We start from the raw sequence: 16,451 nt of genomic DNA on the forward strand, positions 1-16,451 counted from the left end.
ATTCAGCGTGTATGCTGTGCACCGAACTTTCTCTTCTACTGGAGCATTTCCGTGACCACCAGCACCCGCATTCTTCTTGGCGTGAACATCGACCACGTTGCCACCCTGCGTCAGGCCCGGGGCACTCGCTACCCGGACCCGGTCAAGGCGGCACTGGACGCGGAAGAGGCGGGCGCTGACGGCATTACCGTACACCTTCGTGAAGACCGTCGGCACATTCAGGAGCGCGACGTGTTGCTACTCAAGGATGTGCTGCAAACCCGTATGAACTTCGAAATGGGCGTCACCGAAGAAATGATGGCGTTCGCCGAGCGCATCCGTCCGGCGCACATTTGCCTGGTCCCGGAAACCCGCCAGGAACTGACCACCGAAGGCGGCCTCGACGTAGCGGGTCAAGAGGCGCGGATCAAGGCGGCCGTGGAGCGCCTGTCGAAGCTCGGTTCTGAAGTATCTCTGTTCATCGATGCCGACGAGCGGCAGATCGAAGCCTCGCGCCGCGTCGGTGCGCCGGCCATCGAGTTGCACACCGGCCGTTACGCCGATGCCCAGACGCCGGCCGAAGTGGCTGAAGAGCTCAAGCGCGTCGCCGACGGCGTGGCGTTTGGCCTGGCCCAGGGGCTGATCGTCAACGCAGGTCACGGTTTGCACTACCACAACGTCGAAGCCGTCGCGGCGATCAAGGGCATCAACGAATTGAACATCGGCCATGCGCTGGTGGCGCATGCGTTGTTCGTCGGCTTCAAGTCCGCCGTCGCCGAGATGAAAGCGCTGATCCTGGCGGCGGCCAAGGCCTGACCAGCGGCATGATCGTGGGAACGATCAAAACGAACCCCATCCTGTAGGAGCGAGCATGCTCGCGATGGTCGTCCTGGCACCGCGGGGTGTCAGGTCGCCAACATGATCGTTGACGACCATCGCGAGCTTGCTCGCTCCTACAACAAAGTGGGTATCGTGGATCAGAGCGGCGGCGTTTCCTGGGCCGGCTTGCTCTTGTCGATCGCTGGCACATGCAGGTTGCCTTCGGCGACCTGGTTGCCTTCAAGCTGCGGCTGGGTCACCCAGGTAAGGATGTCGTAGTAGCGGCGGATGTTCGCCACGAAATGCACAGGCTCGCCGCCGCGGGCGTAGCCGTAGCGGGTCTTGCTGTACCACTGCTTCTGCGACAGGCGTGGCAGTATCTTTTTCACGTCCAGCCACTTGTCGGGGTTCAGCCCTTCCTTGGCCGCCAGCTTGCGTGCGTCATCCAGGTGGCCGCTGCCGACGTTGTAGGCCGCCAGGGCAAACCAGGTACGATCCGGCTCCTGGATCGATTCGTCCAGTTGATCCTTCATGTAGGCCAGGTACTTGGCGCCACCCATGATGCTTTGCTTGGGGTCCAGGCGATTGGACACGCCCATGGCCTGCGCGGTGTTCTGGGTCAGCATCATCAGGCCGCGCACGCCGGTCTTCGAGGTGACGGTCGGCTGCCATAGCGATTCCTGGTAGCCAATGGCCGCCAGCAGGCGCCAGTCGACCTTTTCCTTTTTTGCGAAGTTCTTGAAGTGCTGCTCATACTTGGGCAGGCGCTGCTGCAAGTGTTGGGCAAAGGTGGTGGCGCCCATGTAGCCGAGTACATCGACATGCCCGTAGTAACGGTCCTTGAGGCGTTGCAGGGTGCCGTTCTTCTTCACTTTGTCGAGGTAGGCGTTAATCTCGTTGAGCAGGCTGTTGTCCTCGCCGGCTGCCACTGCCCAACTCTGTTCGCTGGCATCGCCCAGGTCGAACGCAACGCGGATATTGGTGAAGTAGACCTGGTTCATCGCCACTTCGTTGGAATCGACCAGTGTCAGGTCGATCTGGCCTTCATCCACCATGCGCAGCAGGTCGACCACTTCAACCGCGTCGGACTCTTCGTATTCGATACCGGGAAACTGCTGTTTCAACTCGGCCAGTTGTCCGGCGTGGGTGCTGCCCTTGAGCACCATGATCTTCTTGCCGATCAGATCCTTGGCCTCGGTCGGTCGCGACTGACCGTTGCGATAGATGACCTGCGGGGTGACTTCGAGGTAGGAGTGGGAAAAGCGCACTTGCTTCTTGCGCTGCTCGCTGCTGACCAGGCCGGCCGCCGCGATCACCGGACCATTGGGCTTGCCCACCTGGCTGAACAGGTCGTCGAGGTTGTCGGCGGTCTCGATCTTGAGTTCGACCCCCAGATCGTCGGCGAAGCGCTTCACCAGCTCGTATTCGAAGCCGGTTTCACCGTTGCGATCCTGAAAGTAGGTAGCGGGGCTGTTTCGGGTAACCACCCGCAGCACACCATCCTCCTTTACGCGCTCGAGGGTGTTGGGTTTATCAACACAGCCACTGAGCATCAGGAAGAGTCCGGTTGCGATCAGCCATTTGCCGAATCGCGGACGCAAAGCCGTTGGGGAAAACATCTGCGCAGTATACGCAAAGGACCACGAGCGCCATATATCGACAGCGAGGGCCTTGTCTGCTAGAACCTGGCAAACCCCTCTGGAGCCCGCAGGAATGGGCTCTGATGACAATTTGTGACAGTAAAAATATCCCTTGGCGAGCCGTTGTTTCACGTGCAAAAAAACGGCTTGGCGGCCGGGGACGACCGTGTGTACCGTTTCGGGTGATGTCGCGGGCGGTTTAGGCTAGAATGCACGGCCTCAAAGCACACCCCTTCCCGAGGCTGTCCCGAAGATGTTGATCCTGCGCGGCGCTCCTGCCCTTTCTGCCTTTCGCCACAGCAAACTTCTTGAGCAACTGAGCCAGAAGGTTCCGGCTGTCAGTGGCCTGTATGCTGAATTCGCTCACTTCGCCGAAGTTACCGGCGTCCTGACCGGCGACGAACAGCAGGTGCTCGCGCGCCTTCTGAAGTACGGCCCCAGCGTTCCGGTACAAGAGCCCACCGGCCGTCTGTTCCTGGTGTTGCCGCGTTTCGGCACCATCTCGCCGTGGTCCAGCAAGGCCAGCGATATCGCCCGCAACTGCGGCCTGAGCAAGATCCAGCGCCTGGAGCGCGGTATCGCGTTCTACGTTGCCGGCCAGTTCAGCGACGCCGACGCCCAGTTGATCTCGGATGCGCTGCACGACCGCATGACCCAGATCGTCCTCGGTAACCTGGAGCAGGCTGCCGGTCTGTTCAGTCACGCCGAACCCAAGCCGCTGACGGCCATCGACGTGCTGGGCGGCGGTCGCGCCGCGCTGGAAAAAGCCAACACCGAACTGGGCCTGGCCCTGGCGGAAGACGAAATTGACTACCTGGTCAATGCTTTCGTCGGCTTGAAGCGCAACCCGCATGACATCGAACTGATGATGTTCGCCCAGGCGAACTCCGAGCACTGCCGTCACAAGATCTTCAACGCCAGTTGGGACATCGACGGCCAGAGCCAGGAAAAAAGCCTGTTCGGCATGATCAAGAACACTTACCAGATGCACAGCGAAGGCGTCCTGTCCGCTTACAAGGACAACGCTTCGGTGATCGTCGGTAACGTCGCTGGCCGGTTCTTCCCGGACCCTGAAACCCGCCAGTACGGCGCGGTGCAGGAACCGGTGCACATCCTGATGAAAGTCGAGACCCACAACCACCCGACCGCGATTGCCCCATTCCCGGGCGCGTCCACCGGTTCCGGTGGCGAGATCCGCGACGAAGGCGCAACCGGCCGTGGCGCCAAGCCAAAGGCCGGACTGACCGGCTTCACCGTGTCCAACCTGCAGATCCCGGGCTTCGAACAGCCGTGGGAAGTGCCGTACGGCAAGCCGGAGCGCATCGTTACCGCGCTGGACATCATGATCGAAGGCCCGCTGGGCGGCGCTGCGTTCAACAACGAATTCGGTCGTCCGGCATTGACCGGCTACTTCCGCACCTTCGAGCAGTCGATCTCCACGCCCCATGGCGACGAAGTTCGCGGTTACCACAAGCCGATCATGCTGGCCGGCGGCATGGGCAACATTCGTGAAGAACACGTCAAGAAAGGCGAGATCGTCGTTGGCTCCAAGCTGATCGTGCTGGGCGGCCCGGCCATGCTGATCGGTCTGGGCGGAGGCGCTGCTTCCTCCATGGCCACCGGCACCAGCTCGGCGGACCTGGACTTCGCTTCGGTGCAGCGCGAAAACCCGGAAATGGAACGTCGCTGCCAGGAAGTCATCGACCGTTGCTGGCAGTTGGGTGACAAGAACCCGATCAGCTTCATCCACGACGTGGGTGCGGGCGGCCTGTCCAACGCCTTCCCGGAACTGGTCAACGATGGCGACCGTGGTGGCCGTTTCGAACTGCGCAACATTCCAAACGACGAGCCGGGCATGGCCCCGCACGAAATCTGGAGCAACGAATCCCAGGAGCGTTACGTCCTGGCGGTCGGTCCGGCCGACTTCGAGCGCTTCCAGGCGATCTGCGAACGCGAGCGTTGCCCGTTCGCGGTGGTCGGTGAAGCCACTGCCGAGCCGCAACTGACCGTCACTGACAGCCACTTCGGCAACAGCCCGGTGGACATGCCGCTGGAAGTGCTGCTGGGCAAGGCCCCGCGCATGCACCGTTCGGTGGTCCGTGAAAATGAACTGGGTGACGATTTCGATCCGTCGACCCTGGACATCGCCGACAGTGTCGAGCGCGTCCTGCATCACCCGGCCGTCGCCAGCAAGAGCTTCCTGATCACCATTGGCGACCGCACCATCACCGGCCTTGTGGCACGTGACCAGATGGTTGGTCCATGGCAGGTGCCGGTGGCCGACGTTGCCGTCACCGCCACCAGCTTCGACGTCTACACCGGTGAAGCCATGGCCATGGGCGAGCGTACTCCGCTGGCGCTGCTGGATGCTCCGGCCTCGGGTCGCATGGCGATTGGCGAAACCCTGACCAACATCGCTGCCTCGCGCATCAACAAGCTCTCCGACATCAAACTGTCGGCGAACTGGATGTCCGCTGCCGGCCACCCAGGTGAAGATGCACGTCTGTACGACACCGTTAAGGCCGTCGGCATGGAGCTGTGCCCTGAGCTGGGTATCACCATTCCGGTGGGCAAGGACTCCATGTCCATGGCCACGCGCTGGAATGACAACGGCGAAGACAAGACCGTCACTTCGCCCATGTCGCTGATCGTGACCGGTTTCGCGCCTGTGGCTGACATCCGTCAAACCCTGACGCCGCAACTGCGCATGGACAAGGGCACCACCGACCTGATCCTGATCGACCTGGGACGTGGCCAGAACCGCATGGGCGCCTCGATCCTGGCCCAGGTTCACGGCAAGCTTGGTAAACAGGCACCGGACGTTGACGACGCCGAAGACCTGAAAGCTTTCTTCGCGGTGATCCAGGGCTTGAACGCCGATGGTCACCTGCTGGCGTATCACGACCGTTCCGATGGTGGTTTGCTGACCAGCGTCGTGGAAATGGCCTTTGCCGGTCACTGCGGCCTGAGCCTGAATCTCGACAGCCTGGCGGACAGCGCTGCGGATATCGCCGCCATCCTGTTCAACGAAGAACTGGGCGCGGTGATCCAGGTTCGCCAGGACGCGACCCCGGACATCCTTGCGCAATTCAGCGCGGCGGGCCTGGGCGACTGTGTATCGGTAGTTGGCCAGCCGATCAACAACGGCCAGATCAACATTACTTTCAACGGCGATACCGTTTTCGAAGGCCAGCGTCGTCTGCTGCAACGTCAGTGGGCCGAGACCAGCTACCAGATCCAGCGCCTGCGCGACAACGCCGACTGCGCCGAGCAGGAATTCGACGTGCTGCTGGAAGAAGACAATCCGGGTCTGAACTTCAAGCTCAGCTACGACGTCAACGAAAACGTTGCCGCGCCCTACATCAAAAAAGGCATCCGCCCACAGGTCGCCGTACTGCGTGAGCAGGGCGTCAATGGCCAGGTGGAAATGGCCGCCGCATTCGACCGCGCCGGTTTCAACGCGATCGACGTGCACATGAGCGACATCCTCGCAGGCCGTGTTGACCTGAACGAGTTCAAGGGTCTGGTCGCTTGCGGTGGCTTCTCCTACGGTGACGTACTGGGTGCCGGTGAAGGCTGGGCCAAATCGGCCCTGTTCAACAGCCGCGCCCGCGATGCCTTCCAGGGCTTCTTCGAACGTAACGACAGCTTCACCCTCGGCGTGTGCAACGGTTGCCAGATGATGTCCAACCTGCACGAGCTGATTCCAGGCAGCGAGTTCTGGCCGCACTTCGTCCGCAACCGTTCCGAGCAGTTCGAAGCGCGCGTGGCGATGGTTCAGGTCCAGGAGTCGAACTCGATCTTCCTGCAGGGCATGGCCGGTTCGCGCATGCCGATCGCCATCGCCCACGGCGAAGGCCATGCCGAGTTCGAGAGCGAAGAGGCGCTGCTGGAAGCCGATCTGTCCGGGTGTGTGGCCCTGCGTTTCGTCGACAACCACGGCAAGGTCACCGAGACCTACCCGGCCAACCCGAACGGTTCGCCGCGGGGGATCACCGGTCTGACCAGCCGCGACGGTCGCGTCACCATCATGATGCCGCACCCGGAGCGTGTGTTCCGCGCCGTGCAGAACTCGTGGCGTTCCGACGACTGGAACGAAGACGCGCCGTGGATGCGCATGTTCCGCAACGCCCGCGTCTGGGTGAACTGAGACGGTGTACAAGCTCGCCTTCTTTGTGCCCGACAGTCACGTCGAGACGGTTAAAACCGCTGTCTTCGAAGCGGGCGGCGGGCGCATCGGCGACTATGACCACTGTGCCTGGCAAGTGCTGGGCCAGGGCCAGTTTCGCGCGTTGGATGGCAGCCAGCCGTACATTGGGCAGATCGGCCAGGTCGAAGTGGTGCAAGAGTGGAAGGTTGAGCTGGTGGTGGCGGATGAGTTGATCAAGGCGGCCGTGGCGGCGTTGAAACTCAGTCACCCCTACGAGACACCGGCTTATGAAGTCTGGCAGCTGGAAGATTTCTGATCTTTTGTGCTGGCGATAAAAACCCGCTGGGCCTGTATGGCCAGCGGGTTTTTTAATGCCTCAACCACTCTACAATTCGTCACGGGGGTGAACGACACCCACATTCGGCGACTGCTGGCGCTGCTCCCGCCACTGCTTGCCCATTCGCCCGGACTGTCGCCAGTAGTGCCCAGCGATCAGTACTCGAAAATCCCCGAGCTCGATCAGGCGGCTAATGAAATCTTCCGGCGTGAGCTTCGTGACCCACCTGCCGCCTTCGAACACCACTGGCATTGTCGATAGCAGTGTTTTCTCGGCGCTGGTGTACTCGGGGGTGTACCTGAGCAGCACCCCGTGGGGGGTGGAGCAGTAATAGTAGCGGAGGTCGAAACCCTTGTTTTTCAGGTCATGGGTACGTTCACGAACCATGGCCGGTGAAGCGAAGTTGGCGTAGACCTGATCAGTTTTGACGGGGTGATGGGTGTCACCGGAAAAATGCAACTGATGCGATGCCACGGGTTCGTACCCCAGGGGATAGGTCGGGTAGTGGTCAACCACAGACCTGGAAGGATCATGCCGCGGGCGGAAAATACGATTGACCGAGTTCTCCCCGCTGGCGTTGTTGACCTGCGGTTCCATCGGGACGAAACGCTCAGCGGTGTCGGGCTGCGATGCCATGCGGGCAAGAATGGCGCTATCGACAGTCGAGTCGACGTTGTGGGCGTTGCCGGCCCGCTGCTGGATGTAGCGGGCGGCATCGTCGCAATGATCGAAGACGGGGCCCAGCGCAGGCTCCGGGTTGTCCTGCCAGCGTTGCTGAGTCGACACATCCGCCATGCGCGGTTGCCAGGTTTCGTCCACCCGGCCATGACGTGACCAGTAATCGCTGGTGACGATGACGTCGAGATGGCCGGCCCGGGCCATGCGACCTATGTAGTCGGGCAGATTAAATCGGTCTCGCGCAAGGTCATCTTCATCCTGCGTGGCTTGTTCCCAGGTCGCGAATTGGTTTTTGCGCAGCTCGATCTGGCCAAAGGCATCAAGGAAATTGCCTGGCTCGAAATCGCTCATCGCGAAACGCAACAGCGCACCGTCGGCACAGGAGAAGTAGATCGACCTGTACCCTTGCGGGGTGTACGCCGCTGAACACATTTGATGCACGTCGAGTGGCGAGAACAGGAAGCGTCGGCAATCCTGCTCCTTCTCGCTCGCCAGCGAGCGTTGGGCGCATAGGTAAAGCGCGTGCACGACGTGGTGAGCGGGCGGCACGCCCCGTGGCAGGATACGGTCAGTCGTGATCGCCGAAGGCTGGATTTCCAGCGGGAGGCTGGCGTGGAACAAACCGTCTCGAGCGCTCGATAAAATCAGGCCGAATGTTGCACTGCCTCGCTCGCCCGCGGTTTCATGAATATGGCGCGCTGCCGCGTTGTCCTGGACGAACACCGGACCGCACAGGGGGGCGGCCACGGCCCTGGTTTCGACCGTTGCGGCGACGGGGTAGGGTTGCCATTGGCTCACCTTGCGGCGTGTTCCCCAGAAGCGGCTGCCGGTCACGACCTGTAACTCGCCGGCGCTGGCCAGGCAGTTGACCCAGCTGCCGGGCTTGAGAGCGCCGCTGTAGAGCAGTTGCTTGACGCCGTCGCGGTTCAGGTTCGAATCATCGACCGTGACGCCTTGTACAGCCTGCTTCAACTGCGCCTGCAGATCGGCCAACAAACCGCTGCGATAGCGAATGATTGCGCCCTGCGGGCCAAACAGGTACTCGTCCTGCGCCGGGGTTGCCTGGGGGGCCGGGATTGTCCTGCGGTCAAAGGCTGTGAACAGGGTGTCGACCGACAGCATATTCAAGTAAGTCTGCTTTTGCAGGTGCGACAGCACGATCGACGGCTCGCGCGCCACTCGGGAGCGGTAGCGACCGGCGACTTTGCAGTGTCCGGGAAACAATCCGCTCAGAACGCTTTGCGCAGGGTAGATCGCGCTGATATCGAAGTCATCATTGGCCACTTCCACAGGTTGCGTGCAAAGGTACAACCCATCCGCGCGGATCAGCAGCAGACCGCCGAAGAGTCTCGGTTCATCGGGCAACAGGGCGCGGGCGTACAGTGCGGCATCATCGATGTTCTTGAACGCAGGGCTCAACCAGCGCCTCTGCAGATTCATGAATGGGCGCCAGTCCGAATCCAGCGGCCCAGGTTGGTCCCAGCACGGGCTGGTGCGCATGACGTGCAGCCCACCGTGTTTGATGGTCGCGCGCACGTAATCTTCAGGCTGCATTTTTCCACTGCTCAGCAGACTGTTGAAGTCGTCGAGGCCCAGGCCCGGCACGTCATTGTCGAATAGTCGGTTGCCCTTTCGATTGTCGAATTTGAGCAGGGCGCCATCCTGGGTGGAAATGTACAGTGCGATGGCGTCGGCTGACTCCGTGATTGGCCGGCGTCGTGAGTAATAGACGGCAGAAAAAAGGTCGTTGGGCGCAATGAAGTACTGCGAGAGCCAGGCGGCAGGCTGCTCCAGCGAATGTTTCAAGCGCTGGCGCGAGTAAAAAAACGCATGGCGCTGGAAACCTTGCGGATAGCTGTACCAGGGGGGAGTGCTGGTGACACCGAACAGGCTTTGCGGCTGGAATACATCATTTCTGGCGTCGCTGACCGGGATCAACTCGCTGGCGACGTACTCATCGCGCTCGGTGTGCTTGAGGATGAAACCAAACCAGGCTTTTTCCTGGTCATGCAGGCGCACGTCGCGGGCATATTGGTCTTCAGCGGCAGCATCCGCCGAATAGAACACTGCGCCAAATGCAACGTGCTCGGGGCGTTTCCATTTCCAAGGCGCGTAGGCCGCCGACCAGGTGGGTGTGACCGGGCCTCGGGGGCCCCACATCTCGCTGTTCACCACCACGGTCAGGCGTCCGGCGGCGGCCTGTTCCTTGATGAATGCATTGGGCAGGGTCACGCCGCTTTCCAGTTCCGCAGCGGCAGGACCCGGGTATTTGTGAGTGCCCAGGCGCTTTTCGAATGCCCGGGTGGTGCCGGTCTCGACAGGGTCGAAGCGCAACAGGCTTTTGGCGGAGCCGGAGAGATACAGCGGCAGTTGATCGAGCAAGACCTCTCGCATTTCCTCGACGTTGAACATTTGCAGGCTCAGGGCGGCCTCTTGCCGGGACCATTTGAGTCTTTGCACTTTGTCGGGGTCGAGCTGTGACAGGGCCTTGTGGGACACATAACGACTGTGCAGGGCCAGCCCTTGAGGAAAAATCGACCGGGCTGCATTGTCGTGAGGGTAGAACTGGCCGTCGCGAAGGGACTCGATCCCGCCCTCGAGTGCCAACGTGGCGACGAACCTCTGGTCGCTGCGTTCAAAGATGTAGCCCGCAAATTGACGATCCCTGCGGTGGCCGATCTGGCGGTGCAGGTAACGGGCCGCGTCGTCTGCAGACAAAAACAGCGGACTGAGAATCGGCCATGAGAACCCGGCAAAGGCTGTCCACTCGGGGCCCACAATCCCGGGCCTGGCCCACAAGGCGCTGGCGCGCACCACTTCAAGTTGCCCGGCCAGTGCCACGGCGGTAACGAACTCGCTGGGCTTGAGCGCCCCGGCGCGCAGGCTGGCTTGCCGGCCCCCATCGCTCACGGAGCCATCGGGATTGTCCGTGCTCAGTGCCGCCTCCAGCGCCGAGCCACTGAAGCTGTATTTCAACAGGGACATATCGCCGGCTTGCATATAGAGCGACAGGACACTGCCCCGATCCACTCGGTTGCTCCTGTAGCAAGCGATGGCGAGGGCCAGGTCCGCTGGCGTGAAAAAATTCTCGTACAGCCACGGCTCGTGATGCGAGGCCTCGGCGGGATCGGGCCTGGATGCGTAGTAGAAGCCTTCCAGCAGGTAACCGGCCGGCAGTTGCAAGCTTGCGTCCTCGCCTGCGGGGAAAAAGGCGGCGGGGGTCCAGGCTGCGCGACCGGCGGGGCGCGCCTGTGTGGCGACGTACGCTTGGCGTGAAGCGTCTTTAAGCACCAGGCCCCAGGACTGCGCACTTTTGATCTTCAATGCCGCCAGGACGGCATGTTCGGCACTGATGCACAGGCGCGTCATGGCCGGCATTTGAGTAATCACACCTCTGGAGAAGGCTCTGGCGGGCTTCCAGTCCGTGGGGACCTTGCCGACCGAATCGCCCCAGTCCTTGTTTGACACAATGACCGACAGCTCACCCAGCGAGGCGATTTTGCGGATGACATTCGCCACCCCGTAGACGCCCACCGGGTTATTGCGGGGCGCGCCGGCCTTGAGCGACAGGTAGTAGCTGAACTCTTCCTTCGAACCGCTGGGCGAATATTTCAACAGCGACCCGTCGGGCCCGCAGAGATACGCGCTGCCAAAAAAGGTACGTTCCGAGACGTCGGCCACAAAATCAATCTCGGAGAAAAAACCGAGAAACAACCTGAGGGTCAGTTCATCCTGCCCCGGGTTGGCCTCGCGAACTTTGTCGTGGGCTGGCGGGTGGGAGTGGACGTTTGCCACACAGGTGTAACCCGTTGGGTGGACATAACTGCCCTGGGAGTCGACGTCGATGAGGGTTCGTAGGTCAAAGCGGTTCGCTTCACCGGGTACAGGTTCGGTGGCCACAAAACTGCCATCCGGCTGCCGCAGGATCACACTGCCGTGCTCGCGGTCCGAGTCGGCCGGGATCCGCTGTTGAACCCAGCGTGCGGCATCTTCTTCGGTGACAAACCCCGGGCTCAGTGCCGGCAATCTGGTTTTGCGCAGCGACGAGGCGGCGGGGCCGTCGCGACCAGTCACGTCATTCATGATCAAAATCCTTTTTAAAAAATTGGGATAGTTATCGAATGAGTGTGACGGGGGTGGGGGAGGGGGTTGGTGGTAGATAGTTGTTGTTTTGTTGTCTGTTGCGCCGCCATCGCGGGCTTGCCCGCGATGGCGTCAGAACATTCCCCCCATAAAACTGGAAATTTACGGGCGGATCTCGATCATCGTGCCGTCCGGCACCAGGCTCCACACTTCGCGCATGTCGACGTTGCGCAAGGCGATACAGCCGTCGGTCCAGTCCAGGGTGTGGAACAGCTGTTCCGGGTTATCTTCCGAATCCGGCGTGCCGTGGATCATGATCATCCCGCCGGGTTCTACGCCTTCACGCCGGGCGCGGGCCGAGTCGGTGATGTTGGGGTAGGAAATGTGCATCGACAGGTAAAACTTGTCGCTGGTCTTGCGCCAGTCCAGCCAATAGAAACCTTCTGGCGTGCGTTTGTCGCCTTCGATCAATTTGGGGCCTTTTTTCGCCCCCTTGCCCAGGGAAATGCGATAGGTCTTGAGCGGCTTGCCGTCATTGATCAACTGCAACTGGTGGGCGGATTTGAGAACCAGAACTTTCTCGATGACTTTGCCGTTGTAGGTGCCCACGGCGGAAGCCTGGGTCACTGCAGCGAGCGACAGACAGAACACAGCAAGCAACCAACGCATTGAAACAATTCCCCAGAAGTGACGCAGATATTTTAGTGATGACTGTTTTCAGGTGATCGCAGGCTGAGCCAGCGGCGGGATCGATTCCGACCGTACGGGGTACACCTCGGTCCGCCGGTCAGCGAAGAAGCATTCTAAGGTACGGCCCACCGTGCGGAAAGCCAGCTCCGACCACGGAATCTCGGCTTCGTCGAAAAGTGCCACTTCCAGGCTTTCGGGGCCGGCGGCAAAATCCAGGTCGACGAGCTCTGCGCGGAAGAATACGTGCACCTGGCTGATGTGCGGCACATCGATCAAGGTATAGATGCTCAGGTTACGCACGCGCGCGCAGGCTTCTTCGGCGGTTTCGCGAATGGCCGCCTGCTCGATGGTCTCACCGTTCTCCATGAAACCGGCGGGCAGGGTCCAGTAGCCCAGGCGTGGCTCGATCGCACGCCGGCACAACAACACTTTAGAACCCCAGGTCGGCACGCAACCGGCAACGATATTGGGGTTCTGGTAGTGGATGGTCTGGCAGGTGTCGCAGACATACCGCAGGCGTGAGTCGCCTTCGGGAATGCGCTGGGTGACCGGGTTGCCGCACTGACTGCAAAATTTCATGCTGGGTTCCTGGGCCGCGGCTATTGGGGTGGGGATCGTGCCGTGCATCTTGGCGTGCGGCGGTGGCTGTCGGCAAGTTGTCGTTTAGCGACACGTGACCGTCCGGGGGTTGGGCGGTCGATGCGATTGGTGCATCATGCAAGGCAGAGAACGAATCGAGAAGACTCATGCTGGACGAGCTACTGCATCGAGTAAGCAATCACACGCCCCGAACACTGGAAACCGACAAGCGTTTCCCCGAGGCTGCAGTCCTGGTGCCCATCACTCGCAGCGATGAGCCGGAACTGGTGTTGACCCTGCGTGCCAGCGGGCTCTCGACCCATGGTGGCGAAGTGGCCTTTCCCGGCGGAAGACGCGACCCGGAAGACCCGGATCTGGTTTTCACCGCCCTGCGCGAGGCTGAAGAAGAGATCGGCTTGCCACCGGGGCTGGTTGAGGTGATCGGCCCGTTGAGCCCATTGATCTCGTTGCACGGCATCAAGGTCACGCCTTATGTGGGCGTGATCCCGGATTTCGTCGAATACCAGGCCAACGATGCCGAGATTGCTGCCGTGTTCAGCGTGCCCCTGGAGTTTTTTCGCGCAGACCCGCGTGAACATACCCATCGCATCGATTACCAGGGGCGCAGTTGGTATGTGCCGAGCTATCGCTACGGCGAATACAAGATCTGGGGTTTGACGGCGATCATGATCGTCGAATTGATCAACCTGCTCTACGACGCCCGTATCAGCCTGCACCATCCGCCCAAGAGTTTCATCAATACCTGAAGCCATCGCTCGTATGGCCAGTCAGCGCCCTGAGGACATCACCATGAAATACCGCCTGGGCGACGCCCGCGTCGAAACCCATCCACAGAGCTGGGTTGCCCCCAATGCCGTGCTGGTGGGCAAGGTCAAGCTGGAAGAGGGGGCCAACGTCTGGTTCAACGCGGTGCTGCGTGGCGACAACGAATTGATCCTGATCGGCAAAAACAGCAACGTCCAGGACGGCACGGTCATGCACACCGACATGGGCTACCCGCTGACCTTGGGCACGGGGGTCACCGTCGGCCATAACGCCATGCTGCACGGCTGCACGGTCGGCGATTACAGCCTGATCGGCATCAACGCGGTGATTCTCAACGGCGCGAAGATCGGCAAGAACTGCATCATCGGCGCCAACTCGCTGATTGGCGAAGGCAAGGAAATCCCCGATGGCTCGCTGGTCATGGGGTCGCCGGGCAAGGTCGTGCGCGAATTGACAGAGGCGCAGAAAAAAATGCTCGAAGCCAGCGCTGCCCACTACGTGCATAACGCCCAGCGCTATGCCCGTGACCTGGCCGAGCAGGAACAATGACCACCCCTGAACGCCCGGTGCTGTCGCCCTGTGTGAGCATCTGCGCGCTGGACGACGATGACATCTGCATCGGCTGCCAGCGCACCGTGCAGGAAATTACCGGCTGGAGCCGCATGGAGAACGACGAGCGGCGCAGGGTGCTGGGGTTGTGCCATGAGCGGGCCAAAGCCAGTGGGGTGCTGTGGATGGTGGGCAACAAGGCCAAGTAGCTGCTGCTGGAGTGGTATGCCAGTCGACTTCAATGGTGGATATGCGGCCCTGTCGCGGGCAAGCCCGCGATGAGGCCATCACTGCCACCCCAGCACTTGGCCCCAACCCCCGCTCTCAAGTAACCTGCACAACCCGTTCCCGATACCCCAACCTCAAATGCTCTTCCTGATCGCCTACATCAGCAGCGTCGTGCTGATCAACTACGCCTTCTCGTCGGCGCCACACCTGGACATTATCTGGTCTGCCTGGGGCGGTCTGGTGTTCGTGCTGCGTGACATGGTGCAGATCCGTTTCGGCCATGGCGCGATCCTGGCCATGCTGGTGGCGCTGGTGCTGTCGTATGTCACCTCCGATCCCGCCATTGCCCTGGCCAGCGCCACGGCGTTCGCCGTCTCGGAATGCATCGACTGGCTGGTCTTCACCGTTACCAAGCGCCCGTTGCACGATCGCCTGTGGATCAGTTCGGCGCTGAGCATTCCCCTCGATACGTTCATCTTCTTCGGCATGATCGACGCCTTCACCGCCCCCGTGATCCTGACTGCCATGGGGTCGAAGTTCGCCGGTGTGACGGTGGTGTGGCTGATCATGGCCTGGCGCATGCGCAAACAGGCTGTCGCCGGCTGAAGCCAAACCCTGCGGTTCATGTAAAATGCCGCGCTTTCTTCCCCTGGAAAGCGCAACTGGCGCCTTCTTCGATGATCCGCTTCTTTGAGGACCTGAGATGACCCGTATCGGAACTCCATTGTCGCCAACCGCGACCCGCGTATTGATGTGTGGCTGTGGTGAGTTGGGCAAGGAAGTGGTGATCGAGCTGCAACGCCTGGGCGTTGAAGTGATTGCCGTGGATCGCTACGCCGACGCCCCGGCCATGCAGGTTGCCCATCGCAGCCACGTGATCAACATGCTCGACGGTGCGGCCCTGCGTGCGGTGATCGAAGCCGAGAAACCGCACTTCATCGTGCCGGAAATCGAAGCCATTGCCACTGCCACCCTGGTCGAGCTGGAGGCCGAAGGCTTCACCGTGGTCCCGACCGCGCGCGCCGCGCAACTGACCATGAACCGCGAAGGTATCCGTCGCCTGGCCGCCGAGGAATTGGACCTGCCGACCTCGCCGTATCACTTTGCCGACACCTTCGAGGACTACAGCAAGGCCGTCGAAGACCTGGGTTTCCCCTGCGTGGTCAAGCCGGTCATGAGCTCCTCGGGCAAGGGTCAAAGCCTGTTGCGCAGCATCGATGACGTCAAGGCTGCGTGGGACTATGCGCAGGAAGGCGGTCGCGCCGGTAAAGGCCGGGTGATCATCGAAGGCTTCATCGATTTCGACTACGAAATCACGCTGCTGACCGTGCGACACGTCGGTGGCACCACGTTCTGCGCGCCAGTCGGTCACCGTCAGGAGAAGGGCGATTATCAGGAGTCCTGGCAGCCACAGGCCATGAGCCCGGTGGCCCTGGCCGAATCCGAGCGCGTTGCCAAAGCCGTTACAGAAGCTCTGGGCGGTCGCGGCATGTTTGGCGTCGAGCTGTTCATCAAAGGCGATCAGGTGTGGTTCAGCGAAGTGTCGCCGCGTCCACACGACACCGGTCTGGTGACCCTGATTTCCCAGGACCTGTCGCAGTTCGCCCTGCACGCGCGCGCCATTCTGGGCCTGCCGATTCCGTTGATCCGTCAGTTCGGCCCGTCGGCTTCGGCGGTGATCCTGGTGGAAGGCCAGTCGACCCAAACCGCTTTCGCCAACCTCGGCGCAGCCTTGAGCGAGCCGGACACGGCGCTGCGTCTGTTCGGCAAGCCTGAAGTGAATGGCCAGCGCCGCATGGGCGTGACCCTGGCGCGGGATGAGTCGATCGAAGCGGCACGCGCCAAGGCGACCCGTGCATCCCAGGCAGTCAAAGTAGAGCTCTAACCGCTAAACCTGTAGGAGCGAGCTTGCTCGCGAAGCGGTGTGTCAGTC

At 61.3% G+C, this 16,451-nt stretch carries 12 protein-coding genes; 8 read left to right on the plus strand and 4 right to left on the minus strand.

From position 1 onward, the window contains the following. Window positions 1–51 precede the first annotated feature (51 nt). Entirely contained in the window at window positions 52–795 is a 744-nt protein-coding gene (pdxJ, locus tag AB4N33_RS27000) for a pyridoxine 5'-phosphate synthase (RefSeq protein ID WP_460121203.1), read from the plus strand. Between the two features lie 161 nt (window positions 796–956). Here pdxJ and mltF read toward each other — a convergent pair whose 3' ends face one another. Continuing rightward, complete coding sequence (gene mltF, locus AB4N33_RS27005) at window positions 957–2,417, minus strand: membrane-bound lytic murein transglycosylase MltF (RefSeq protein ID WP_460121205.1); 1,461 nt, start codon at window positions 2,415–2,417, stop codon at window positions 957–959. Window positions 2,418–2,691: 274 nt separating this feature from the next. Between mltF and purL the strand changes: the two genes are divergently transcribed. Next, a complete protein-coding gene (gene purL / locus AB4N33_RS27010) occupies window positions 2,692–6,588 on the plus strand; it encodes a phosphoribosylformylglycinamidine synthase (RefSeq protein WP_476458608.1) in 3,897 nt (1,298 codons plus the stop codon). 4 nt (window positions 6,589–6,592) lie between these two features. Next, window positions 6,593–6,904: an NGG1p interacting factor NIF3 gene (locus AB4N33_RS27015; RefSeq protein WP_476458609.1), complete on the plus strand. Its 312-nt coding sequence runs from the start codon at window positions 6,593–6,595 to the stop codon at window positions 6,902–6,904. A 69-nt stretch (window positions 6,905–6,973) separates the two neighbouring features. Here AB4N33_RS27015 and AB4N33_RS27020 read toward each other — a convergent pair whose 3' ends face one another. The 3 genes from AB4N33_RS27020 to AB4N33_RS27030 all read right to left on the minus strand — a co-directional run bounded on the left by AB4N33_RS27020 (window position 6,974) and on the right by AB4N33_RS27030 (window position 12,955). Then, window positions 6,974–11,686 (minus strand): DUF4329 domain-containing protein, encoded by a 4,713-nt coding sequence (locus tag AB4N33_RS27020; RefSeq protein WP_476458610.1) that lies wholly within the window; start codon window positions 11,684–11,686, stop codon window positions 6,974–6,976. Between the two features lie 162 nt (window positions 11,687–11,848). Continuing rightward, window positions 11,849–12,355, minus strand: a complete 507-nt coding sequence (locus tag AB4N33_RS27025; RefSeq protein ID WP_460140958.1) for a L,D-transpeptidase family protein — start codon at window positions 12,353–12,355, stop codon at window positions 11,849–11,851. 48 nt (window positions 12,356–12,403) lie between these two features. Beyond that, a complete protein-coding gene (locus AB4N33_RS27030) occupies window positions 12,404–12,955 on the minus strand; it encodes an NUDIX hydrolase (protein WP_476458611.1) in 552 nt (183 codons plus the stop codon). Between the two features lie 167 nt (window positions 12,956–13,122). On the opposite strand from AB4N33_RS27030, the gene AB4N33_RS27035 reads away from it, so the two are divergent. From AB4N33_RS27035 to purT, 5 genes are all read left to right on the plus strand, one after another. Further along, window positions 13,123–13,722 carry a CoA pyrophosphatase gene (locus AB4N33_RS27035; RefSeq protein ID WP_476458612.1) on the plus strand — a complete coding sequence of 200 codons (600 nt, stop codon included), beginning with the start codon at window positions 13,123–13,125 and terminating at the stop codon, window positions 13,720–13,722. A 43-nt stretch (window positions 13,723–13,765) separates the two neighbouring features. Next, on the plus strand, window positions 13,766–14,290 hold the full coding sequence (locus tag AB4N33_RS27040; protein ID WP_368555154.1) for a gamma carbonic anhydrase family protein: 525 nt from the start codon (window positions 13,766–13,768) through the stop codon (window positions 14,288–14,290). Further along, on the plus strand, window positions 14,287–14,499 hold the full coding sequence (locus tag AB4N33_RS27045; RefSeq protein WP_460121221.1) for a DUF1289 domain-containing protein: 213 nt from the start codon (window positions 14,287–14,289) through the stop codon (window positions 14,497–14,499). The genes AB4N33_RS27040 and AB4N33_RS27045 overlap by 4 nt, the downstream gene beginning before the upstream one ends. A 157-nt stretch (window positions 14,500–14,656) precedes the next feature. After that, complete coding sequence (locus AB4N33_RS27050; RefSeq protein WP_476458613.1) at window positions 14,657–15,124, plus strand: preQ0 transporter; 468 nt, start codon at window positions 14,657–14,659, stop codon at window positions 15,122–15,124. Between the two features lie 97 nt (window positions 15,125–15,221). Next, on the plus strand, window positions 15,222–16,403 hold the full coding sequence (gene purT / locus AB4N33_RS27055; protein ID WP_476458614.1) for a formate-dependent phosphoribosylglycinamide formyltransferase: 1,182 nt from the start codon (window positions 15,222–15,224) through the stop codon (window positions 16,401–16,403). Window positions 16,404–16,451 lie beyond the last annotated feature (48 nt).

The organism is Pseudomonas sp. S1_E05 (assembly GCF_056337105.1).